Genomic DNA, 23,336 nt, shown 5'->3' with positions numbered 1-23,336 from the left:
GGATGAGCGGTAATAAAAAAATCACCCTTTCTCTTTGCCCTGGGTTCAAACCCAGGGCAAAGAGAAAGGGTGATTAAAATCAATCTATGAACTACTTATTTATACTGAACCGCCAGGCTCTTGGCCAGCTCGGTCATCTTGTTCAATCCTTCTTCAGGCAGGTTACCTTTTTTGAACTCAGCCAGTACATCAGGCAGTTTGTTTTCCATTTCCATCAGGAAATGGCTTTCAAACTCTTTCACCTTCTTTACAGCAATATCGCGTAAAAGTCCTTGTGTACCCAGGTAAATGATGGCTACCTGTTTTTCTACAGAGAATGGTGTATACTGCGCCTGTTTCAGCACTTCCACGTTACGGGCACCTTTGTCGATCACTGATTTGGTAGCAGCATCGAGGTCGCCACCGAATTTAGAGAACGCTTCCAGCTCGCGGTACAGCGCCTGGTCGAGCTTCAGTGTACCGGCAACTTTTTTCATCGACTTGATCTGCGCGTTACCACCCACACGGCTTACTGAGATACCTACGTTGATAGCCGGACGGATACCTGCGTTGAACAGGTTACCTTCCAGGAATATCTGTCCGTCGGTAATAGAGATCACGTTGGTAGGAATGTATGCAGATACGTCGCCAGCCTGTGTTTCAATGATGGGCAGCGCTGTGAGCGAACCACCACCTTTCACCAGGTGCTTGATAGAAGCGGGCAAATCGTTCATATTCTTGGCAACAGAATCATTGTTGATCACTTTGGCTGCACGCTCCAGCAAACGGCTGTGCAGGTAGAATACGTCACCAGGATATGCTTCACGTCCGGGTGGCCTTCTCAGCAGCAATGATACCTCACGGTAAGCCACCGCCTGCTTGGACAGGTCATCATAAATGATCAGTGCAGGGCGACCGGTATCACGGAAAAATTCTCCGATCGCAGCACCGGCGAATGGTGCATAGAACTGCTGCGGAGCAGGATCTGATGCAGATGCCGATACGATCGTAGTGTACGCCATCGCACCATTATCGGCCAGGGTCTTCATCACACCGGCTACGGTAGATGCTTTTTGTCCGATCGCTACATAAATACAATATACAGGCTTGCCTGCATCGTAAAATTCTTTCTGGTTGATGATGGTATCGATACAGATAGCGGTCTTACCGGTCTGGCGGTCACCGATCACCAACTCACGCTGTCCGCGTCCGATGGGGATCATCGCGTCGATCGCTTTGATACCTGTTTGCAGGGGTTCTTTTACCGGCTCGCGATAAATTACACCAGGGGCTTTACGCTCCAGGGGCATTTCATACAATTCACCGGCAATGGGACCTTTACCATCGATGGGTTCACCCAGTGTATTGATCACACGGCCTACTACACCTTCTCCTACTTTGATAGAAGCGATCTGGCCAGTCCTTTTTACTTTATCTCCTTCACGTATCCCGCTGCTCTCACCCATCAATACCACACCCACATTATCTTCTTCCAGGTTCAGGGCGATGGCTTTTACACCATTATCGAATTGTACCAGCTCACCGCTGCGTACACCGTTCAGGCCGTATACGCGGGCAATACCGTCGCCTACCTGCAATACGGTTCCCACTTCTTCGAGATCAGCCGAAGCATTGAAATTGCTCAGCTGCTGCTTCAGTATCGCTGATATCTCGTCGGGTTTAATGTCCACCATGGTATATACTTTTAAAAGTTATGCTTGTTGATTATCTTATTTGATGAATATAATCGTTCCGGAGGAATTGGTTCTTGATATCTTTCAGATCGCGCAGGATACTCGCATCCACCAGGTTGTTATCAAACTCCAACACAAAACCGCCGATCAATCGCTCATCTGTTTTGGTCTCCAGCTCAACTGTGCCCAATGCCCTTTCAGATTGCACTTTCTGGCAGATCGCCTGTTTCAGTTCTTCGCTGATAGGCGCTGCCGTTGTGAGCGTAACACTGTGTATGCCTTTCAGTTGCTGGTATTGTTCAATGAATGCAGCAACGATCTCCGGCAGATCACTTTCCCTTCCTTTCTTCACCAGCAGATGATTGAAAGCAGCAGTGAGTTCACTCACTTTACCTTTCGTTACAGCAGTAATGATGCTGTTCTTCTGGTCGCCCTTGATAATAGGACTGCGCAACAGCAACAGGAATTCCCGGCTGCTCTTGCACACTGCCTTCAGGTACAACATATCGGCGTACACCGCTTCCAACTGACCCTTATCTATCGCCAGGTCAATCAGACTCTTTGCATACCTGCTCGCTAATCTTTGATTTGGCATATTCTCTTTTAAAGAATCAATTTAATTTTACTCCTTCAGCTAAGTCCTTGATGTATTTCTCCTGGCCTGTTTTATCAGCCAGCTCACGACGCAACACTTTTTCAGCCACTTCCACCACCAGGCTTCCCACCTGGTTTTTCACATCGGTCAGCGCTGCATTTTTCTGCTGGGTGATGGCCTGCTGTGCTTCGGCAACAATCCTGTCGTACTCAGATTTGGCTTTGTCCTTCGCTTCTGAAACCATTTTCTCGGCAGTTTCTTTGGCTTCTTTCAGCATCTTTGCTCTTTCTTCACGGGCCTTGTTGATCATGGTTTCATTCTCGCTCTGCAAAGCCACCATTTCAGCTTTCACCTTATCGGCCTTGGCCAAAGCATCTTCAATGCCCTGCTCCCTTTCGCTGATCGCTTTCATGATCGGCTTCCAGGCGAACTTTCCCAATACGAATAGCAGTACGAGGAACGCAATGAGGCTCCAAAATGCCAGCCCTACATCAGGCAGTACCAAAGGGTTTATTTCTAATAACATAAGTAACTGTTTATCTGGATTGTAAACTTTCTCAAGATGAAGATTATACAGACCCTCCGCCCTGTGCTTCAGGTCTGTATAATGCGTTTGATGGATTAACCATTACCCAACAGGGCAACCACCACCGCAAACAGGGCAACCGCTTCCACGAAAGCAGCGGCAACGATCATGTTTGCACGGATGTCGTTAGCAGCTTCCGGCTGACGGGCAATACCTTCAACGGCGCCCTTACCGATTTGTCCGATACCGATACCGGCACCGATAGCAGCTAAACCAGCGCCGATTGCGGCAACACTTCCTACTACCATTTTGTTACGTTTTTAATTGTTATTGAAAAAAAATTAATCTTCCGATTCGTGATAATGCGGCTCATGATCGCCATGATGGTGATGCTCTTCTATCGCCATTCCTATATACATCGCACTGAGCATCGCAAAAATATACGCCTGCAAAAATGCTACCAGCAACTCAATCAAACTGATGAACACTGCAAACGGCACCGCTATCGCTGAAGCATATACTGTTTTAAAGATAAAGATCAAACAAACCAAACTCAACACCAGGATGTGACCGGCCGTTAGGTTGGCGAACAATCGCACCATCAACGAAATAGGTTTGATGAAAACACCGATCAGTTCAATAGGCGCCAGGAACAATTTCATGCTCCAGTGCATACCCGGCATCCAGAAAATATGTTCCCAGTAACTTTTATTTCCCTTGATATTTACTACAACGAACACACATACTGCCAGCGTCATTGTAAAAGCGATATTACCGCTCAAATTGGCTCCACCGGGAAAGAAAGGGATCAGACCCAGGAAATTATTGATCAATATCAGGAAAAAAAGACTGAGCAGGAACGGCATGTATTTGATATAGTGATGGCCGATATTGGGCTTGGCCACTTCATCGCGCACAAACAGGATCACAGGTTCCATGAAAGACTGCAAACCCCTGGGCGCCGATTTAACACCTCTCTTTTTGTATGCCGCAGCAACAGAAAGGAAGATCAGCATTAACAGGGTTACACTTACCAATAAGGCCGTTACATTTTTGGTGATGGAGAAATCCCAAACCCTGGCTGAAGCTTCTTTGTTCACTGAACCATCTGCATTCACCACCCTGATCTTACCGTCCACTACTTTGTAAGGATAATGACCATTATACACCACTTGTTCGTGATGTTCATTCATCAGGTTGCTGGAAGAAAAAGATTCCAATCCTTTATCAGAATAAAGAATTACCGGAAGATGTATGGAGGTATGCCCCCAAAGATGCCAGCTGTGACTGTCTTTGATGTGCTCGAGAATTGTTTCGGTAACATTAAATTTTCCTTCCTTTTCAGCATGGGCTGCTTCTTTCCCTTCAACAGCCGCGGCATGGGCTGAATCCTGGGCAAGGCTTACATTAGAAAAAGTTATCAATAAAAGGCCGAAAGTCGCTACCAGTAAAGATTGTACACTTCTGAGGCTCATACCTGTTCCGAAATTTGGCGCAAAGATAGGGGTATGGGGGGTAAAATCAGCCGGCCACTGCCACTTTTTGTTTTTGCTTTTCGAACTGCATTTCATGCAATTTGGCATAAAAACCACCCAGCAACAAAAGCTCTTCGTGGTTACCGGTTTCCCTGATCTCACCCTTGTCGAGTACAATGATTTTATCGGCCTTGCGGATGGTGGAAAGCCGGTGGGCAATAACGATGGAAGTTCGGCCCGAGATGAGCGTATCTATCGCTCTCTCAATGAGTTGTTCGCTTTCTGTGTCAACCGATGAAGTGGCTTCGTCCAGGATCAGTATGGAGGGGTTGTACAAAAGCGCCCTGATGAACGACAGCAACTGGCGCTGTCCCAGGCTCAGGGTGCTGCCCCTTTCCATTACATTGTAATCATATCCGCCCGGTAATTGCATGATGAAATCATGGACCCCAATCATTTTAGCTGCCTCTATCACCTGGCCCCTCGAAATATCCGGGTTACGTAAAGTGATATTATCCATGACCGAACCCGAAAACAGGAACACGTCCTGCAGCACTACACCAATACCCTTTCTCAAACAGTCGAGCTCATAATCTTCCACATTCACCCCATCTATTTTGATCGACCCTTTTTGTATGTGGTAAAGCCTGTTCAGCAGGCTGATGATGGAAGTCTTTCCGCTGCCGGTATGCCCTACCAATGCCACCGTCTGGCCTGCTTTCACTTCAAAATCGATATCCTTCAATACATATTGTTCATCGATATAAGCAAACCACACTTTTTCAAAACGTATCGCTCCCCGGATATGCGCTGGCTGGTAAGCCCCTTCGGCAACCGGTACGATCTCATCGGTATTATCCAGCACTTTCAACACCCTTTCCGCCGCAATCATACCCATCTGCAACACATTGAATTTATCGGCGATCACCCGCAGCGGTCTGAATATCTGGTTAAGGTAAAGGATAAAGGCAATCAGCAATCCCGCATCCAGCGAACGGTCGGCGATCCACCATACCAGGAAGCCCATACTCAGCGCCAGCACTACCTCCACCACGGGAAAGAAAACAGAATAAGCGAAAATGGCTTTGATATTGGCGTTGCGGTGCTCGCTGTTGATCTTTTTAAACTTGGTAAACTCGCGCTCTTCTGCCGAAAAAGCCTGCACCACCTGCATACCGGTAATGTGCTCCTGCACAAAAGCATTGAGACTGGCCACTGCATTCCTTACCCGGATGAAACTTTTGTTCACGCTCTCCTTAAAATAATACGTGGCTACGATCATCACCGGAAAAGGCACCAGGCAGATCAGTGTCAGGCGCCAATCCATCCAGAACATAGTACCCAATGTAATGACGATGGTGAGCAGATCAGCGATGATCGGGATCAATCCGTCTGAAAAAATATCATTGATACTTTCAATATCATTGATGGTACGCGTGGTCAGTGTGCCAATGGGTGTACGGTCGAATTGCCGCAAATTGAGTCCCAGTATCTTGCGGTACACGGTAATACGCATATCCTTTACCACACTTTGTCCCATCCATGCCGTAATAAAACTAAATACGAACCGTATGGTCGTTTCCACGAACAAAAAGACTACCTGGAAAAGCGTAACGGCAATGATGAACCGGGTGGCATCACTCAGATCGGTCCCGAACAACAAAGCTTTCAGCCATTGCGGCGCCAGCACGGCTTTGCCCGTTGCTGTATCAACTGTCAGTTGTATGAGATAAGGACGTACAGGAGCAAATATGGCCATCAGAATGGCCAGTACAATACTCAGGTAAAATAACCACCGGTATGGCTTTACAAAACGGAAAACCCTTCCCAGCAATGAAAAATCGAAAACCTTCTTTTTGGGCGTCTCACTCATGATAGAATGTAAAGGTACGAAGATTCGTATGGAGGCTGTTACCGGTCGTGTAATTCAAAATGCTTCTTGAATTCCGTAATTTCGTAAGCTGAATATGGAGTCAACACAAGTAATCACGATCGATGCCCCGCTGCCCGCCTATAATCTCAGCCCCGAGCAGGAAAAAAATGAGATTGTCAGGCATTACCGTGCCTTGTTGCGCGCACTCAGGCCCAAGCTGAAAAAAGGCGATAAGGAACTGTTGCGCCATGCTTTTGAAATGGCCGCCGATGCTCACAAGACCATGCGCCGCAAAAGCGGGGAGCCCTATATCCTGCACCCCATCGCCGTAGCTATGATCTGCGTGGAAGAGATCGGCCTGGGCGTACGCAGCACCATCTGCGCACTGCTGCACGATACCGTGGAAGATACCGATATCACCCTGGAAGATGTGGAACACGAATTCGGGACTGAGATTGCCAAGATCGTAGATGGACTGACCAAGATTTCCAATGTTATCGACACCAATACTTCGCAGCAGGCCGAAAACTTCAAGAAGATCCTGCTTACCCTTACCGATGACCCGCGGGTGATCCTCATCAAACTGGCCGATCGCCTGCACAATATGCGCACGCTCGATTCCATGAAGCGCGAAAAACAACTGAAGATCGCTTCTGAAACCGTGTGGGTATATGCGCCGCTGGCCCATCGCATGGGGCTTTACAACATCAAGACAGAGTTGGAAGACCTGTCGATGAAATACCTCGAACCCGAAGCCTACCGCGAGATTGCCAAGCGGTTGTCTGAAACCAAAAGGGAACGCACCCGCTATATCAACGAATTCATCCGCCCGTTAAAAGAAAAACTCACAGCCTCTGGCTTCCATTTCGAGATTTACGGAAGGCCTAAAAGCATCCATTCCATCTGGAACAAGATCAAAAAGAAAAGTGTTTCTTTTGAAGAGGTATACGATTTATTCGCCATCCGTGTGATACTCGACTCTCCTCCCGAAAAAGAAAAAGAAGATTGCTGGAAAGTCTATTCCATGATCACCGATGAGTACATGCCTTCTCCGGAAAGACTGCGCGACTGGCTCAGCAACCCGAAAAGCAATGGGTATGAAGCCTTGCACACAACGGTGATGGGCCCGCAGGGAAAATGGGTGGAAGTACAGATCCGCACCAAGCGGATGAACGAGATCGCGGAAAAAGGACTGGCAGCGCATTATAAATACAAGGAAGGAAGCAACGATGAGGACCGTTTCGATAAATGGTTCGGACAGATCCGTGAAGTCCTGAATACACCCGATACCGCCGATGGTGTGGACTTCCTGCAGGATTTCAAGACCTCTTTCCTCGCCGAGGAAATCTATGTATACACGCCCAAGGGCGAAGTGAAGATGTTGCCCACAGGCAGCACAGCGCTGGATTTTGCTTTTGCCATCCACTCGGCCATCGGTACCAAATGTATCGGCGCCAAAGTACACCACAAGCTGGTGCCCATCAGCCATAAGTTGCGCAGCGGCGACCAGGTGGAGATCATCACCAGCAGCAAGCAAAAACCTTCGGAAGACTGGCTCAGTTTCGTGGTAACCGCCAAAGCCAGGAGCAAGATCAAAGACGCACTGCGCGAAGAAAAAAGAAAGGTGGCAGAAGACGGCAAATACCTCCTGCAACGGAAACTGGAGGCCATGGGCGCCGCTTACAGTCAGTATAACATAGAAGAACTGGTACAGTTTTACAAAGCGCCTTCTTCGCTCGACCTGCATTACCGCATCGCTACCAAGGCCATCGATCTCAAAGAACTGAAAGAATTCCAGGTGCTGGGCGATAAACTGGAGATTCCTAAGCCCAAACCCCTTATTGTTGGCGAGCCTGCTGTTGACCATACCCACCACAAAACCTTCAACCGCAAAGACTCGGAACTCATCATTTTCGGAGAAAGCAGCGACAAGATCATGTATTCATTGGCCAAATGCTGTAACCCCATCCCGGGCGACGACGTATTTGGTTTTGTGAGCACGGGTAAAGGGCTCATCATACACCGCACCAGTTGTCCCAATGCCGCCCAGCTCCTGGCCAATTACGGGCACCGCGTAGTAAAAACCAAATGGGCCAAGAACAAGGAGATATCGTTCCTCACCGGTCTCAAGATCGTGGGACTCGATGATGTGGGTGTCATTAATAAAATTACCAATGTAATCAGCGGCGACCTGCGCATCAATATCGCTGCCTTGACCATTGAGTCGAAGGAAGGCCTGTTCCAAGGCACCATCAAAGTGTTTGTGCACGATAAAGAAGAGCTGGAAGAGCTGGTGAGCCGGTTAAAATCGCTGGCCGGAATACAAACAGTTGATAGGTTTGATACGGAGACCATTTAGTTTTTCAGTTTTTTTAAAAAAAGCCCGCGCTACATCCTATTTTTGCCGCGATTTCAAAAGCTTATTATGGTAGATGTAATTTTAGGTTTGCAATGGGGAGATGAGGGCAAAGGAAAGATCGTTGATTATTTCGCCCCTCATTATGATATTATTGCCCGTTTCCAGGGTGGTCCGAATGCCGGACATACTTTGTATGTAGATGGTAAGAAAATGGTGCTCCACCAGATACCTTCCGGTATTTTTCACCAGAACACCATCAACGTGATTGGGAACGGTGTAGTACTTGATCCCGTTACCCTGAAAAGAGAATGTGATGCCGTAGCGGCTTTTGGCATCGATGTAAAAAAGAATCTCTTTATTTCCGACAGGACCAACATCATCCTGCCTACTCACCGCGCACTCGATAAAGCATCCGAACTTTCCAAAGGAGAAGCCAAGATCGGTTCTACGTTGAAAGGCATCGGCCCTGCGTATATGGATAAAACAGGAAGGAACGCTTTGCACGTGGGCGACCTGCTTGATAAAAGTTTTACCACCCAATACATTAAGCTGCGGCTTAAGCACCAGAAATTGCTCGATAATTTCCATTTCATGGAAGATATCTCTGCCTGGGAAGAAGAATTTTTCGAAGCGCTGGAATTCCTGAAGACACTTAAAGTGATCAATTGCGAATATTTCGTTAACAATAAAATTGCTGAAGGCAAAAAAGTACTGGCAGAAGGCGCACAGGGCAGCATGCTGGATATCGATTTCGGCACATTCCCCTTTGTTACTTCTTCTAATACGATTTCTGCCGGCGTTTGTACCGGTTTGGGCGTATCACCCAAACAGATCAACGAAGTATTGGGCGTAACAAAAGCTTATTGTACCAGGGTGGGCAGCGGACCATTCCCCACTGAACTGCACGATGCTACCGGTGAAGAGTTGCGCAAAATCGGTAATGAGTTTGGCGCTACCACCGGACGTCCCCGCCGCTGCGGATGGATCGATCTCGTAGCGCTCAAATATGCCTGCATGATTAACGGTGTTACACAGGTGATCATGACCAAAGCCGATGTGCTCGATTCATTCGAAGAACTGAAAGTATGTACTGCCTATAATATCAATGGTATAGAAACAAAAGAAGTACCTTATCAATTGCCAAGGGTGCACGCAGAGCCCCTGTTACAAAGCTTCAAGGGCTGGCATTCCGATACTACCAAGGTAAAAGAAAGTGCGGCATTGCCCGATACCATGCATACGTATATTAACTTTATCAATCAATACATTGGCGCTCCGGTTAAATATGTTTCCAATGGCCCCGGACGCGAACAAATCGTGCACATTTAAGGTCGGTTGGCACTGCATTTGTGAAAGAAAAAAAATATTTGGTTCATATCGATTTGCGTTGAAATTTTACGCAGTAATCTGATTGGTTTATGGCAGCAAAATCTGACAAGGACAAGAAACCCGCGGCACCCAAAAATGCTCCTGCAAAAAATGCGGATGAGAAACCATCTTCCAAAAGCAAGAAGCAAACGGACGATGATGATGACGATATTGACGACGACGATGATATGGATGTAAAACCTGCACCAGGTAAGAAAGCGTCCAAAGCCGCGTCGAAAAAATCGAAGGACGAAGACGATGACGAAGACGATGATTATGGAGATGAGCCCGAAGACGATTGGGACAAAGCAGAGGAAGACGATAATTGGGATCCTGACTTCGATGAATTCGATATTCCTAAAAGCAAGACCAAAAAAAGTGGCGGCGGCGGGAAGAAGAAAGGCGGAGAGGATGATGATGACTTCAAACTAGATGATGACTTCAAGGAATTCGACCTTTTCAATGATAAGAGTGGCGGATTCGACGACGATGAAGACGATGATTTCTAATCATCCTGCACGTGAATAGAACAACAGCTAAATTCACAGTACCCGATACTGCAATATTTAAAAAGCAAATGTTGAACTGGGCCAACCGGTTCAACATTTGTTCTTTTCTGGATAACCACCAATACCATTCCAGCCATCATTCCGTTGAATGCCTTGTAGCTGTTGGCGCCGAGACCATCTTTAACCCAACAGAAGATATATTACCTGCTTTCGCCGGCTTCCTGGCGCAGCAGAATGACTGGCTCTTTGGACATATTTCGTACGATCTGAAGATCGAAATAGAAGGTCTTCCATCTCATCACCCCGATTTCATCGGCTTTCCAACCCTGTTTTTTTACAGGCCGCAAACGGTTCTGCAACTGAGTGGTACAGAACTAACCATTTCAAGCCTCAACGGTCATCCGGCCGATACATTCAACAGTATACAATCTTGCGACCCGGTTCCGCAAGCATCAGATAATGCCAGTATTCAAACCAACGCCAGGATCAGCAGGGAAGACTACTTGGCCATCGTTAAACAATTGCAGCGGCATATCCTCAGGGGCGACTGTTATGAGATCAATTTCTGCCAGGAATTCTTTGCAGAACAGGTAGCCGTATCTCCTTTGTCGCTCTACGCCCGCCTCACGGCCATGTCGCCCACACCCTTTGCCTGCTTTTACAAACTTGAGGATCAATACTTGCTCTGTGCTAGCCCCGAACGGTACTTGCAGAAAAAGGGAAATACCCTTATCTCCCAGCCCATCAAGGGAACGATAAAAAGAGATTTGTTGAATGAAGAGACAGATAAGCAATTGATTGCCCGGTTACAACAAAGCGAAAAAGACCGCAGCGAAAACGTGATGGTGGTAGACCTGGTGCGCAACGACCTGAGCCGGGTTTCTAAAGAGGGAACAGTGGAAGTGGAAGAGCTTTTCGGTGTCTACAGTTTTCCGCAGGTACACCAGATGATCTCTACCATCAAGGGCGAACTCAGAGAAGGCATAAACCTCGCCGATGTATTGAAAGCCAGCTTTCCCATGGGCAGCATGACAGGCGCACCCAAAAGAAGAGTGTTGGAACTGATCGAGCAGTTTGAACGAACCAAGAGAGGCTTGTATTCAGGCGCTGTTGGCTATATAGACCCCGAAGGCAATTACGATTTCAACGTAGTGATCAGGAGCCTTTTTTACAATGCCGCAACCCGTTACCTCAATTACCAGGTAGGTGGTGGCATCACCTTCTACAGCGATGCTGAAAAAGAATACGAGGAGTGCTTATTGAAAGCATCTGCCATACAGCAAGTGCTCAATGGGCAAAATCGCTGAGCAACTTCCAGTCCCACAGCACAATATCCCAAACCATACCGCCGTAATTCAATGTGTCCAGTACCTGGAATCCCGTTTTAAGATGTGCTTTCAACGAACGTGCATTTTCCTGGGGATATCGGTGAGGCAGTAATCAAATTCGTCCGACAAAACTTCCCTGAAATGCTGGTATAATTGTTGCACCAACCCCATACCACGATACCCTTTTGCTACACATAGCTGGCCTACCACTACATAGCGGGCATCTTTCAACGGAATATCTTTATACATCTTTTGATCGATCGTATGAAAGAGATCGGCCAGCAGATCATGATCTTTGCCTACCAATTTTACAGCCACCAGGGCATAACCCACCACCCGGTCGCCGTCTTTTGCGATTATCGAGGGGCTCGCCCGGTGCATAGCTTCCAGAAATGCAAGCGTATATTCAGCCGTAACAAAACCTTCGCTGCCCGCTTCCCCGGCCGATACATTCTTTTTCAGGTTCTCTCGCTGCAACTGCAATATTCCCTGCAGTTCAGCTACTTCTGTTACCCTTTTGATCTTTATCATCTGTATGCAATATGGAACGAAGTTATCGCATTAAAAAGGCACTTATGTCCCGGTGACATAAGTGCCTGTATGTTTATTGTTATTGAGAATCCCGGTTTAAAATTTAATGGTTACAGACGCATTGAAAATGGTTCCCAATTGGCTGAACTGCGATCCGTTGTATCCCAGGATGCGATAACGGCCACTGAAAGCCAGGAATCCTTCCAGCAAGCTTTTGTCGGCAGGACTGTTCAAAGTGCTCTTAGCAGCCGCGTAGTTCGGATCAGATGCATTACCGGTTAACTGCAACTCCCATTTTGGCAACACATTGAACAGGTTGTTAACGGTAACAGAAGCCGATACCTTGCTGGTAATATCATACCCGATATTCAGGTCCGTCACAACATTTGTTTTGAAAACCTGCTTGATATTATTCATAATATCACCGCCATTATCCAGGTCCTGGAATTTGGTAGGTCCGAATACTGTGTTGTTAAGATTGAAATTCCATTTTTTTACCTGGTAGTCCACACCAACCACTGTCTTGAATTTAGGCCGGCTCTCTGTAAGCAAAGATTTGATCTGCGCACTGAGAATAGTACCTCCATCGGCCTTGATGGCAGCCGGATCGTTAGGCGTACCAACGATCTCGTTGCTGAGTGTTACATTACCCGCCAGGTTAAAGCCCAACTTGCCGGCACCCAGCGCTACGTTGCGATAATTGGCTACGTAATCAATTCCGCGGGTCTTGGTTTCGATACCATTGATGAAGAATTGTATTTGTACAATACCTGCCTGCTGCAATATCTGTCCAAGCGTGCTGTTGGGATTATTGGAAGAGATGGCGGAACTGTAAACGATCCTGTCTTTGATGGTAATATCATAATAATCCACTGTGATATTGAAATTCTTATTGGGTGTAATACCAATACCAATAGTATAGTTATTTGATTTTTCCGGTTTGAGTTTGGGTACACCCAACAGGAACGCCTGCTGACTATAGTTATTGAACAATCCGGATAGCTGGATGGTACCTGCTACGAAAGAGGCTTGTGTAGACTGGTCATATATCTGATGCAAAGTAGGCGCCCTGAATCCTGTAGAAGCCGATCCCCTGATCACGAAACGGTCATCGGCCAGTTTGTAACGGGAAGATAATTTCCATACAAATGCATCTCCGAAATCGCTGTAACGTTCAGCACGGATAGCGCCATCCACCAAAAAGTCTTTGGTAATATCCCAGCTCGCGTCTGCATAAGCGCCGAAGTTGAAGCGGCTGTTGGTAGTGGCATTTTCTGCACGTATACCCGGGAAAGAGTTGGCGCCCTGTCCGGAATAAGAAGCCGTATCTCCTGCAATGATCTTATAAGTTTCCATCCGGATCTCGGAACCGAATGCAAGACTAAAATTATCGGTAATGGATTTGGAAATATCGTAGTTACCTACAATATGCGAGAACCGGAAACCGCCAGGTCTGAATGAAGTAGGACTTTTCGATTTCAGGGTATGGTTTACCGTATTGTCAACACTGTACAATTGTTGGTTACCGCCTATGGTTAAGCTGACATCCTGTTTCCAACCATTCTTTTCATCCTTCACACCTATGGTAGCATTGTAATCTACGAGCTGACCTTCAAATGTAGGCTGGTAGCCGATGTATCCTTTGTACAAAGCGATCGATGCCGGATCGGTGCTTCCGGTATAATCAACCCCGTTCGGGTTGGGTGTATGCAGTAATCCGTAATCTTTTTTCCAATATGGTGTTCTGTAGTTTGCATTACTCAAGACCCTTTTTACTACCAGTGCGGCATTACTATAGAACTCTCCGCCGTTTTCTCCCAGTGGTACGCCCAGGTTAACAAGGAATTTGGCAGCGCTGATCTCACCGGTGCCATTGGTATTGTTAGCGGTAGGATATACTTTCAGGTAATCTACAATGGGTTTATTGGCAGGATCTGTCAGCGGCAATGTGGGATCTCCGAAAGTGGCTACTTCAGTAGGTACATCAATGATACCGGAACGAACGGCATTTTCCTGGCGGCTGAAATCAACCGTATAATTCAGGAAACCTTTACCGGCAATATTGGAACCGCTGTTATATGAAACGCCGTAAGTAGCTCCGTCGCCTTTGTGCGTAATACCCGAATTCACGGTCAGGGAACTGTACTGATACCTGTCTTTCAAAATAATATTCATTACTCCCGCAATGGCATCCGATCCATATTGCGCAGAAGCTCCATCTCTTAATATCTCCACTCTTTTGATGGCATCAGTGGGAATGGCCGACAGGTCTGCGCCGGTCTCACCACGTCCCGGTGCAAACTGAACATACAACAGTGAACTCAGGTTTTTTCTTTTACCATTGATCAGGATCAGTGTGCGGCTGGGTCCCAGGTTCCTGATCTCATAAGGATCCAGCAAAGTGGTTGCATCATTCACCGGTGTATTCACGGAGTTGAATGACGGCACCCGGTACATCAGGCTCTTATCGAAACTGACCTGTCCGGTAGTTTTCAAAGCACTGGCATCGAAATTATCAACCGGTAACGGCGTGGTTGCGGCCGAACGGGGTAATGCCCGGCTACCTACCACCACAATGCCCTCCAGGCTGGCAGTGCCTTCCTTTAATACAATAGAAAGCATGCCTGAAGAAGCGCTAACGGTTTGTACCTCCGTCAGGTAACCGACATAGGAAATTTCCAGTATGGCCCGGGTTCCGGGAACAACAAGACTGAATTTTCCGTTTTGGTCGGTAAGTGTACCCTTGCTGGTACTTTTGATTTTTACAGAAACGCCAACAAGTGGCGCATTGGATGCATCGGTTACAATACCGGTTGCCGTGAACTGGGCCAGTATTGTCATGGGCAATGTACATAGCATTGCCATGAACAGGGTTTTCGTTGCTGTTTTCCTCATGTAGTGTGTTTTAGATATGATAAAATAAAAAACACATTCAGGAAAAGGAAATTTTATTGATTAATATTCAATTAAAGGGCGATAAAAAACGCCTTTTTAAAGATTTTCTAAACTATTTGCAGATTTCTGCATCTACTTTGCTCCCAAGTTACCCTGTAACAGTAACCGTAGCGACTCCATGAGTATTTGCGATTTAGCCGCTTCGAATGCAGGCAATTTGTCTTTGGGAAGACGTAAACTGTATTTCTTTCCCGCCGATAAGGCCTTATCGAAACCGGGATTCCATTTTTGAAATTGTATAGGATCGAGAGAGAGTTGCTGTATCAATACCGTAGAATGATACCGTCCGCTCACCTCCACCACAGTACTTCCCGCGAGTTCATCAGCGCTTAATACTACTTCCTGCGGACGAAGCATGACTGCTTTTTGTACTTCTGTTTCGCTGGCTGTCATGGTAGTGAGGCCGCCACTGCCCTCGAATATATAATGGGTACCGATGAATTTTTTAACGTGGTTTCGCGTCTCTTCCGGCAGGTAATATTGCAGGTTCCAGAAATCACGGCTGCCGGCTTTCCTTATCGCCTGCCTCACCCTGCCGCTGCCACCATTGTAAGCTGCTACCACCAGCAGCCAGTCGCCAAACTCATCATACAACTCTTTCATGAGCTTAGCCGCCACATGGGTGCTCTTATAATAATCCATCCGCTCATCGCCCCTGCCACCTACCCGCAGGCCAAAACGCCTGGCCTCGTAATCCATCAGTTGCCAGGGACCTACGGCGCCTGCCCACGATACCAGCCCGGAATTAAGGTGACTCTCGATCACACTCAGGTATTTCATCTCCCTGGGCAAACCATACTGGTCCAGGATATTATCGTACAGGTCGAAATACGGCCGGCCCCAGCTTTTCATCCGCTCCAGCTCTTTACCTTGTTTTCTGATATATTCTTCCACAAAAGAAACAGCCCGCGGATTCAACTGGGCTGCATAGGGCTTGGTAGCATCGAAATGATCATTTTTGAAAAGACTCTTGAAGCCATACTTGCCGTCAATGGTGGAATCACTCAAAGGTTTATCAGCGTAAGCGTGGGTAAACGACAGGGTGGTCATCCCGCCCGTCATAAAAGCAAAACCCACCAGGGTGAGCCTGGAAACAGCAATGGGACTATGAAGATTGATCCCGGACCAACGCATGAATACGATTTTTGGGCTTTTACTGCAAAGACATCATGTCTTTTGAAATACGCAGCAAAGATACCTCATCGAAATGAGAAGCCATGACCTGCAGGCCGAAGGGCATGCCATTGGAGTGTTTGAAAAGGGGGATGGATATACCCGGAATACCTACCAGGTTGGCAAATACAGTATAGATATCAGCCAGGAACATTTCCACCGGATCATGGCTCATTTCGCCAAATTTGAAGGCCGGTGAAGGAACCGTAGGGGAAATCAGTGCATCGTATTGCGAAAAAATAGCTTTTGTTCTGTCGCTCAATATTCGCCTTACTTGTTGCGCTTTGGTGAAATAGGCGTCGAAATACCCGGCACTCAGCACAAAACTACCCAACATGATACGGCGTTGCACTTCCTTACCGAAACCCTGGCTGCGAGTAGCTTTATATAAAGCGGTAAGGTCCATATCCTGACCGGGAGCACGGTAACCATATTTTACGCCATCGTACCTCGACAGGTTGCTGGAGGCTTCGGCAGTGGTAAGCACATAATAAGCAGGCACCACATATTCCAGCAATTCAAAATCGACCGCCTCAACAGTATGTCCGGCATCGGACAGCTTTTTTATATAAGCTTCCGTTGCCGCTTTGATCTCGGGGTCGAGCCCGGGATGTTCCAGCGCTTCCCTGAAATAAGCCAGTTTGTATTGAGGTTTGTCTGAAGCTGTTTCCAGCACTTGCGTATACGCGGGAACCGGCTGTTCAGAAACCGTGCTGTCGAATGCATCTGCGCCGGCAATCACTTCCAGCGTGAGAGCTGCATCTTCGATGGAGCCGGCAAAAATACCTATCTGGTCAAACGAAGAAGCATAAGCGATCAGTCCGTAACGGGAAATCCTTCCATAGGTAGGTTTGAGGCCGATGATCCCACAGAAATCTGCCGGTTGTCGAACAGAGCCTCCTGTATCGCTACCTAAGCTCACCATACAAAGACCTGCCTGCACTGCTACAGCCGATCCACCCGATGATCCGCCCGGTACTCTTGTTGTATCAAGCGCGTTCTTTACCACACCGAAAGCAGAGTTTTCATTACTGCTGCCCATCGCAAATTCATCGCAGTTATGGCGGCCGATGATGATGGCGCCGGCATCCAATAATTTTTCTACGGCAGTAGCATGGTAAATAGCATGAAAGCCATCCAGTATGCGTGATGCAGCTGAAACAACATGGCCTTTGTAACACAACACATCTTTCAATCCTACCACTACTCCATGAAGCGCGCCAAAAGTTCCACCTGCTGTGCGCTGCGCATCAAGTGCTGCGGCCCTTTCAAGGGCTTCTTCTTCGTACACTTCCAGGTATGCATTCAGTGAGGCTGTTGCATGGATAGCATCTACATAAAAACGAACGGCCTCCACACAGGTGGTTTGGCCGTTCTGTAATGCCTTATGGTAGTCTTTGATTGTGCTGAAACGAAACAAAGGCCAGAATACTTTTTAGAGAGAAAATAATGAAGATGGTTAGTTGCTGGCAGGAGTCTCAGGATGATCCTTTTCTTTCATACCTTCTTCCAGTTCTTTCTTCACATTGTTCTTAGCATCATTGAATTCACGAATGCCTTTACCAAGGCCACGCATAAATTCAGGAATTTTTCTGCCGCCAAATAAAACGAGCACAACAACCGCGATCAATAAGATCTCTTGGAATCCGAGATTACCCATAAAATAAATGTTTTTGAGGACACCAAAGGTAAGACTAAAACAATAGCCCACCTCCATAAAATTTAATTAACCTTTCTAAGACTTAACAAAAAAGCGGAAGTTTAGTTGGGTAAAAATACTAGAAACGTTTTTCTTTGATACGAGCGCTCTTACCACTTCTCTCACGGAGGTAGAACAGTTTCGCGCGGCGAACCTTACCGGTTTTGTTCAACACGATAGAATCGATATTGGGTGACAACAGGGGGAACAAACGCTCCACACCTACGCCGTCAGAGATCTTACGAACGGTGAAAGTAGCTGTAGCTCCCTGGCCCTGTAATTTGATCACATCGCCACGGAAATCCTGGATACGCTCTTTACCACCTTCGATAATCTTATATTTAACGGTCACATTATCACCGGCTTTGAACTTCGGGTGCTCTTTTTTAGCTGTCAACTGGTCGTGTACAAACTGAACTGCTGCGTTCATAACTTTAAATTTTAACGGACGGCAAAGGTAAGGGGTGTAGCGTAGAATCCCAAATAAATTTACCTCGCTACGTTCACTGCCCTTTTCTCCCTGATAACGGTAACCTTGATCTGCCCCGGATAGGTCATTTCGGTCTGTATTTTTTGGGCTATTTCGAAGCTGAGCTTGTCGCTGTCGGTATCAGACACTTTTTCTGCTTCCACGATCACCCGCAACTCCCTGCCGGCCTGGATAGCATAGGCTTTTTCCACGCCAGGATAAGCCAGGGCCAGGTTCTCCAGGTCTTTGATACGCTGGAGGTATTGCTGCATGATCTCGCGGCGGGCACCGGGACGGGCGCCGCTGATGGCATCACAAGCCTGTACAATGGGCGAGATCACATATTGCATCTCCATCTCATCGTGGTGGGCGCCGATCGCATTCACCACAGCGGGGTTCTCTCCATATTTTTCAGCCAGCTTGGCCCCCAACAGGGCATGGCTCAATTCAGTCTCCTCATCGGGCACTTTACCTATATCGTGTAAAAGACCTGCGCGCTTGGCCAGCTTGGGGTTCATACCCAGCTCCGAAGCCATGATGGCGCACAAATTGGCGGTCTCACGGCTGTGCATGAGCAGGTTTTGTCCGTATGAAGACCTGAAACGCATTTTACCTACTATACGCACCAGTTCCTTATGCAATCCATGAATACCCATTTCAATAACAGTGCGCTCTCCTATTTCCATCACCTGCTCTTCCAACTGGCGGCGGGTCTTTTCAACTACTTCCTCAATACGGGCAGGGTGTATACGGCCATCCGCTACCAGTCTTTGCAAGCTCAAACGGGCAATCTCCCTTCTCAATGGATCGAAAGAAGAAAGCACAATGGCTTCGGGAGTATCGTCCACAATCAGGTCAACACCCGTTGCCGCTTCAATGGCGCGGATATTACGACCCTCACGGCCAATGATCTGGCCCTTGATCTCATCGGTTTCCAGGTTGAAAACGGTAACGGTATTTTCAATGGTCTGCTCGGCAGCCGTACGCTGGATCGATTGTATCACGATCTTACGGGCTTCTTTATTGGCTTTCTGCTTGGCATCTTCAATGATCTCCTGCTGCAAAGCCAAGGCACGGGTATGCGCTTCCTGTTTCAGGCTTTCCACCAACTGTGCACGTGCTTCTTCGGCGCTCAGTCCGGCTATTTTTTCCAGCCGGCGGATATGTTCTTCCTGGTGTTTTTCCAGTTCGGTACGCTTGAGGTTCACCACCTCGATCTGACGGTTCAGGTTTTCCTTGATGGCCTCATTCTCCTTCATCTGCTTGTCCAGCGCCGCTTCTTTCTGGTTAATCGTGATCTCTTTCTGCTTGGCGCGGTTTTCCGACTCACCTATCTTGCGGTTACGCTCCAATACCTCTTTATCGTGCTCTGCCTTGAGTTGCACAAAACGTTCTTTGGCTTCGAGCTGTTTTTCTTTTTTGATGGTCTCGGCCCTGAGTTCGGCTTCTTTGACGATGTTTTTGGCCTGGATTTCGGCTTCTTCTACTTTTTTCTGGGTGTTTTTGGCGAAAATCAGCTTACCCGCTATAAGGCCTACGATCAAAGCAACAACTCCAATAATTATCGAGACAACTGTCTGGTCCATGTTTCTGGCGATTTTTAAAATGGTTCACAATCCTGTTGTGTTTATCACATCTCATTTTCCTGCAATAAGTAAATGATAGACGGCGAAGATAAGTAAGATGTGCCTTAAATCTGGTTTTCAGAGAGGGCTTTATCCAGCATTTTTTCGAGGGATGATAGTCCGGCTGCCGCTTCACCCCATTTTACCAGGTCCATGCCCGACTGGTTTTGCTCGGTAGCAAACCACAGCAGCACCATGGCTACATAGTCCTGCATGTCTTTCCCGGCGAGGTTGCTGCGGAATTCGGCTATCTTATCGTTGATGAGCGCCGCTGTTTTACGAACAGCTTCTTCGTCCTCCGACTGGATACGAAGCCGGTAGCTGCGGTCGGCAATGACAATATTTACGGGGATCAGTTCTGGCATGGTTTAAGCATTCAGTAAAGCAAGACATTTATCGATCTCTTTCAGGTAGCCGTCGATCCTTTTTTCCAACGTCGCTTTATCCTCCTCACTGCGTGATGATGATGAGCCACCGCCCAGTTTCAAAGCATCCATCTGCTGTTGCAGCAACATAGCGAGGTCTTCTTTTTCCTGGCTCAATTGGGTTGCCCTGTCTATCTCTCTTCTCAGGCGATGGTTCTCTTTCTGCAATAATTGCTGCTGTCGCAACAACTGATGCAACTTCTCCTGTACGTTTTTAATCTGTGACTCAAGATCAACCATCTCTCTAAGTTACTTCCAAATAATCGGGTTAGGTAGTTTTATTTTCTGATTTCAGCGCCCAATTCTTTCTCCAAACCTTGTACCAGTTTTGCTACCATCGCATCCACTTCTTTATCGGTCAGCGTTTTTTCATCGTCCATGAAAGTAAAACTGATGGCTACCGACTTTTTCCCGGCACCCAGTTTGTCGCTCTCGAACACATCGAAGAGCTGCATGTTTTTCAGTCTCGGCAGCTTCAGCTTGTGCACTACCGCTTCCATCGCTTCGTAAGAAGTAACGCTGTCTACCACCATGGCAAGATCACGGTGCATGGCAGGGAACTTGTTCACCTCCTTATACACGATCTTTTGCTTACCAGCTGCTTTCAATAAAGCGGTTAACTGTATATCGATGAAATACACATCCTGGCGAAGATCAAAAGCCTGCAACTTCTTCCTGCTTACTTCTTCCAGCGTACCCAGCAATTGTTTGCCGTGGTAAAACTCCAGCAACAATGTCCCTTCATTAGGCCTTGTAAAACGCAGATCGGTTAACCCGCAAAGTGAGGTCAGCGCTGATACCATTCCTTTCGCAGCATACAGGTCAAGCTGTGACGCCCTGGCCCTCCAACCATCTTCCCCCTGCTTACCGGTCAGGTAAAGACAAAGATGTTCCGGCTCCTGGTAAACGCCCGCTGCATCTACCGCATAAGTCTTGCCAAACTCGAATAAACGCAGGTGGTTATTTTTTCTGTTGATATTATACGCAATAGTTTCCAAACCTGTTTCCAACATGGAAGGTCGCAGCACATCCAGTTCGGCGCTCAGGTTGTTTATCATTTTCACCGTGGTAGCCAGGGTAGCTTCATCGAAATACTTGCTGCTGGTAATGGAATTGGTAAGTATCTCCGCAAAGCCTTGTCCCACCAGGTAATTGGCCATCTTGTCTTTCCAGGCTTCTTTTGCACCCAGGGCATCCACAGCCGGACTGATCGTGATCGATGAAGGGATGGCGATATTGTCCAGCCCGTCTATCCGCACAATCTCTTCCACAATATCAGCGGGTATGCTGATATCCGGCTTGCTGTAAGGAACAGCTACCAGCAATTCATCCAACCCTTCTTTCACAATCTCGAAACCCAGGGCGGTGAGTATTCTTTTTACTTTGTCGGGATGATAATTCTTGCCGCTCAGTTTTTTCAGGTAATGATTCTTCAGCGCCACTTCTGTTTTGGGCAAAGGCTGAGGATATACATCTACAATATCACTCGATATTTGTCCGCCTGCTATTTCTTTGATCATCAAAGCCGCTCTTTTCAGCACATTCACCGTATTGGAGATATCTACCCCTTTTTCAAAACGGGTAGCGGCATCGGTCCGCAAACCATGCCGCACCGATGTTTTGCGGATACTAACGGGATTGAACCAGGCACTTTCCAGGAAAATAGCCTGCGTATTCTCTTTGACGCCGCTTTTCAAACCACCAAAAACACCGGCGATACACATACCTTCCCGGGCATTGCAAATCATCAAATCATCAGCGCCCAGCTTGCGTTCTTTTTCATCCAGTGTAGTGAAGGCAGTACCCTCGGGCAGGTTTTTAACGATCACGGTATTGCCGGTGATCGCCGCCGCATCAAAAGCATGCAGTGGTTGGCCTGTTTCATGAAGAATGAAATTTGTAATGTCCACGATATTGTTGATGGGTCGCTGGCCAATGGAAACCAGTTTATCTTTTAACCATTGCGGTGACTCTTTCACGGTAACGCCGGTAATACTTACACCTGCATAACGGCGGCAGCTCTCTGTATTTTCAATCTCCACCTTGATAGGGAGTGACTGGTTATCTGTTTTCCAGGTATCTGTGAAGGGGCTCACCGGTCTTACTTCGCGGTGATGATGGCTGAGATAGGCGCAAACATCTTTCGCCACACCAAAATGGCTCATGGCATCCATGCGGTTGGGGGTGAGGCCTATTTCGTAAACCCAGTCGTTGTAAGGCTTGAAATAATCAGCAGCGGGCGTGCCCGGTACCAGGTTCTCAGGCAGCACCAGGATACCATCGTGACTGGTTCCCAGCCCGATCTCATCTTCGGCACAGATCATACCGTAGCTTTCCACTCCCCTGATCTTGGCTACCCGCATGGCCAGCGGCTCTCCAGTCGCTGGGTAAATGGTAGTACCCACGGTAGCCACTACCACTTTCTGGCCTGCCGCCACATTTGCAGCGCCACAAACAATCTGTAGAGGGGCAGGTTCACCGGTATTTACGGTGGTAATTTTTAGTTTATCGGCATTCGGATGGGGTTCACAGGTGAGCACTTCGCCAATAACCAGCCCCTGGAGGCCGCCTTTGACGCGCTCATGGCGCTCCATACTTTCTACTTCCAGTCCGATGGAAGTCAGGATCTTCGCTAATTTCTCAGGTGCCAGTATCTCTGCCATACCCACCTCAGAGATAGGCAGGTATTCACTCAGCCAGTTGTAACTAATCGTCATATTGCTCGCTCTTTTCGGGCGTCAAAAATAGGTAAA

Annotated in this window: 20 protein-coding genes; 4 read left to right on the top strand and 16 right to left on the bottom strand. The window is 47.5% G+C overall.

All coding sequences use genetic code 11. The annotated features are described in order from the left end of the window. Positions 1 to 95 precede the first annotated feature (95 nt). The 6 genes from atpA to SEDOR53_RS0106485 form a co-directional block, all read right to left on the bottom strand. Positions 96 to 1,673, bottom strand: coding sequence for a F0F1 ATP synthase subunit alpha (gene atpA / locus SEDOR53_RS0106510; protein WP_026768999.1), 1,578 nt, complete (start codon positions 1,671 to 1,673; stop codon positions 96 to 98). A gap of 31 nt (positions 1,674 to 1,704) precedes the next feature. Then, positions 1,705 to 2,268, bottom strand: a complete 564-nt coding sequence (gene atpH, locus SEDOR53_RS0106505; protein WP_026768998.1) for an ATP synthase F1 subunit delta — start codon at positions 2,266 to 2,268, stop codon at positions 1,705 to 1,707. Between the two features lie 16 nt (positions 2,269 to 2,284). Beyond that, entirely contained in the window at positions 2,285 to 2,794 is a 510-nt protein-coding gene (gene atpF, locus SEDOR53_RS0106500) for a F0F1 ATP synthase subunit B (protein WP_037360698.1), read from the bottom strand. 95 nt (positions 2,795 to 2,889) lie between these two features. Continuing rightward, positions 2,890 to 3,102, bottom strand: coding sequence for an ATP synthase F0 subunit C (atpE, locus tag SEDOR53_RS0106495; protein WP_026768996.1), 213 nt, complete (start codon positions 3,100 to 3,102; stop codon positions 2,890 to 2,892). Positions 3,103 to 3,135: 33 nt separating this feature from the next. Next, positions 3,136 to 4,269 (bottom strand): F0F1 ATP synthase subunit A, encoded by a 1,134-nt coding sequence (atpB, locus tag SEDOR53_RS17290; protein ID WP_051416740.1) that lies wholly within the window; start codon positions 4,267 to 4,269, stop codon positions 3,136 to 3,138. Positions 4,270 to 4,315: 46 nt separating this feature from the next. Continuing rightward, positions 4,316 to 6,142 (bottom strand): ABC transporter ATP-binding protein, encoded by a 1,827-nt coding sequence (locus tag SEDOR53_RS0106485; protein ID WP_026768995.1) that lies wholly within the window; start codon positions 6,140 to 6,142, stop codon positions 4,316 to 4,318. 94 nt (positions 6,143 to 6,236) lie between these two features. On the opposite strand from SEDOR53_RS0106485, the gene SEDOR53_RS0106480 reads away from it, so the two are divergent. From SEDOR53_RS0106480 to SEDOR53_RS0106465, 4 genes are all read left to right on the top strand, one after another. Further along, positions 6,237 to 8,501: a bifunctional (p)ppGpp synthetase/guanosine-3',5'-bis(diphosphate) 3'-pyrophosphohydrolase gene (locus SEDOR53_RS0106480; protein WP_026768994.1), complete on the top strand. Its 2,265-nt coding sequence runs from the start codon at positions 6,237 to 6,239 to the stop codon at positions 8,499 to 8,501. 66 nt (positions 8,502 to 8,567) lie between these two features. Then, positions 8,568 to 9,830 carry an adenylosuccinate synthase gene (locus SEDOR53_RS0106475; protein WP_026768993.1) on the top strand — a complete coding sequence of 421 codons (1,263 nt, stop codon included), beginning with the start codon at positions 8,568 to 8,570 and terminating at the stop codon, positions 9,828 to 9,830. An 89-nt stretch (positions 9,831 to 9,919) separates the two neighbouring features. Next, positions 9,920 to 10,378, top strand: a complete 459-nt coding sequence (locus SEDOR53_RS0106470; RefSeq protein WP_026768992.1) for a hypothetical protein — start codon at positions 9,920 to 9,922, stop codon at positions 10,376 to 10,378. An 11-nt stretch (positions 10,379 to 10,389) separates the two neighbouring features. Next, entirely contained in the window at positions 10,390 to 11,685 is a 1,296-nt protein-coding gene (locus tag SEDOR53_RS0106465) for an anthranilate synthase component I family protein (RefSeq protein ID WP_232214730.1), read from the top strand. 90 nt (positions 11,686 to 11,775) lie between these two features. Here the strand turns inward: SEDOR53_RS0106465 and SEDOR53_RS17285 are convergent, their stop codons facing one another. From SEDOR53_RS17285 to pheT, 10 genes are all read right to left on the bottom strand, one after another. Beyond that, a complete protein-coding gene (locus SEDOR53_RS17285) occupies positions 11,776 to 12,237 on the bottom strand; it encodes a GNAT family N-acetyltransferase (RefSeq protein ID WP_051416524.1) in 462 nt (153 codons plus the stop codon). A 96-nt stretch (positions 12,238 to 12,333) separates the two neighbouring features. After that, on the bottom strand, positions 12,334 to 15,102 hold the full coding sequence (locus SEDOR53_RS0106455; RefSeq protein ID WP_198018824.1) for a TonB-dependent receptor: 2,769 nt from the start codon (positions 15,100 to 15,102) through the stop codon (positions 12,334 to 12,336). Between the two features lie 162 nt (positions 15,103 to 15,264). Next, entirely contained in the window at positions 15,265 to 16,326 is a 1,062-nt protein-coding gene (locus SEDOR53_RS0106450; RefSeq protein WP_051416523.1) for a lytic transglycosylase domain-containing protein, read from the bottom strand. A 19-nt stretch (positions 16,327 to 16,345) separates the two neighbouring features. Beyond that, complete coding sequence (gene gatA, locus SEDOR53_RS0106445; RefSeq protein WP_026768988.1) at positions 16,346 to 17,785, bottom strand: Asp-tRNA(Asn)/Glu-tRNA(Gln) amidotransferase subunit GatA; 1,440 nt, start codon at positions 17,783 to 17,785, stop codon at positions 16,346 to 16,348. A gap of 39 nt (positions 17,786 to 17,824) precedes the next feature. Then, positions 17,825 to 18,025: a twin-arginine translocase TatA/TatE family subunit gene (locus SEDOR53_RS0106440; protein ID WP_037327232.1), complete on the bottom strand. Its 201-nt coding sequence runs from the start codon at positions 18,023 to 18,025 to the stop codon at positions 17,825 to 17,827. Positions 18,026 to 18,143: 118 nt separating this feature from the next. Next, positions 18,144 to 18,494, bottom strand: a complete 351-nt coding sequence (gene rplS, locus SEDOR53_RS0106435; RefSeq protein ID WP_026768986.1) for a 50S ribosomal protein L19 — start codon at positions 18,492 to 18,494, stop codon at positions 18,144 to 18,146. Positions 18,495 to 18,553: 59 nt separating this feature from the next. Beyond that, a complete protein-coding gene (gene rny, locus SEDOR53_RS0106430; RefSeq protein ID WP_026768985.1) occupies positions 18,554 to 20,119 on the bottom strand; it encodes a ribonuclease Y in 1,566 nt (521 codons plus the stop codon). 104 nt (positions 20,120 to 20,223) lie between these two features. Further along, positions 20,224 to 20,523, bottom strand: coding sequence for a cell division protein ZapA (locus tag SEDOR53_RS17280; protein ID WP_026773998.1), 300 nt, complete (start codon positions 20,521 to 20,523; stop codon positions 20,224 to 20,226). 3 nt (positions 20,524 to 20,526) lie between these two features. Next, complete coding sequence (locus SEDOR53_RS0106420) at positions 20,527 to 20,823, bottom strand: hypothetical protein (protein ID WP_026768984.1); 297 nt, start codon at positions 20,821 to 20,823, stop codon at positions 20,527 to 20,529. 38 nt (positions 20,824 to 20,861) lie between these two features. Next, on the bottom strand, positions 20,862 to 23,300 hold the full coding sequence (pheT, locus tag SEDOR53_RS0106415) for a phenylalanine--tRNA ligase subunit beta (protein ID WP_026768983.1): 2,439 nt from the start codon (positions 23,298 to 23,300) through the stop codon (positions 20,862 to 20,864). Positions 23,301 to 23,336: the final 36 nt, after the last annotated feature.

The sequence above is a fragment of the Asinibacterium sp. OR53 genome (assembly GCF_000515315.1).
Lineage (GTDB): Bacteria > Bacteroidota > Bacteroidia > Chitinophagales > Chitinophagaceae > Sediminibacterium.
This window is presented reverse-complemented; position numbering and strand designations above follow the sequence as displayed.

Excerpts from the sequence above, each read along its gene's own strand:
- atpA (WP_026768999.1), bottom strand. The coding sequence starts at position 1,673 with ATGGTGGACATTAAACCCGACGAGATATCAGCGATACTGAAGCAGCAG.
- atpH (WP_026768998.1), bottom strand. The coding sequence starts at position 2,268 with ATGCCAAATCAAAGATTAGCGAGCAGGTATGCAAAGAGTCTGATTGAC.
- atpF (WP_037360698.1), bottom strand. The coding sequence starts at position 2,794 with ATGTTATTAGAAATAAACCCTTTGGTACTGCCTGATGTAGGGCTGGCA.
- atpE (WP_026768996.1), bottom strand. The coding sequence starts at position 3,102 with ATGGTAGTAGGAAGTGTTGCCGCAATCGGCGCTGGTTTAGCTGCTATC.
- atpB (WP_051416740.1), bottom strand. The coding sequence starts at position 4,269 with ATGAGCCTCAGAAGTGTACAATCTTTACTGGTAGCGACTTTCGGCCTT.
- SEDOR53_RS0106485 (WP_026768995.1), bottom strand. The coding sequence starts at position 6,142 with ATGAGTGAGACGCCCAAAAAGAAGGTTTTCGATTTTTCATTGCTGGGA.
- SEDOR53_RS0106480 (WP_026768994.1), top strand. The coding sequence starts at position 6,237 with ATGGAGTCAACACAAGTAATCACGATCGATGCCCCGCTGCCCGCCTAT.
- SEDOR53_RS0106475 (WP_026768993.1), top strand. The coding sequence starts at position 8,568 with ATGGTAGATGTAATTTTAGGTTTGCAATGGGGAGATGAGGGCAAAGGA.
- SEDOR53_RS0106470 (WP_026768992.1), top strand. The coding sequence starts at position 9,920 with ATGGCAGCAAAATCTGACAAGGACAAGAAACCCGCGGCACCCAAAAAT.
- SEDOR53_RS17285 (WP_051416524.1), bottom strand. The coding sequence starts at position 12,237 with ATGATAAAGATCAAAAGGGTAACAGAAGTAGCTGAACTGCAGGGAATA.
- SEDOR53_RS0106455 (WP_198018824.1), bottom strand. The coding sequence starts at position 15,102 with ATGGCAATGCTATGTACATTGCCCATGACAATACTGGCCCAGTTCACG.
- SEDOR53_RS0106450 (WP_051416523.1), bottom strand. The coding sequence starts at position 16,326 with ATGCGTTGGTCCGGGATCAATCTTCATAGTCCCATTGCTGTTTCCAGG.
- SEDOR53_RS0106440 (WP_037327232.1), bottom strand. The coding sequence starts at position 18,025 with ATGGGTAATCTCGGATTCCAAGAGATCTTATTGATCGCGGTTGTTGTG.
- rplS (WP_026768986.1), bottom strand. The coding sequence starts at position 18,494 with ATGAACGCAGCAGTTCAGTTTGTACACGACCAGTTGACAGCTAAAAAA.
- rny (WP_026768985.1), bottom strand. The coding sequence starts at position 20,119 with ATGGACCAGACAGTTGTCTCGATAATTATTGGAGTTGTTGCTTTGATC.
- SEDOR53_RS17280 (WP_026773998.1), bottom strand. The coding sequence starts at position 20,523 with ATGCCAGAACTGATCCCCGTAAATATTGTCATTGCCGACCGCAGCTAC.
- SEDOR53_RS0106420 (WP_026768984.1), bottom strand. The coding sequence starts at position 20,823 with ATGGTTGATCTTGAGTCACAGATTAAAAACGTACAGGAGAAGTTGCAT.
- pheT (WP_026768983.1), bottom strand. The coding sequence starts at position 23,300 with ATGACGATTAGTTACAACTGGCTGAGTGAATACCTGCCTATCTCTGAG.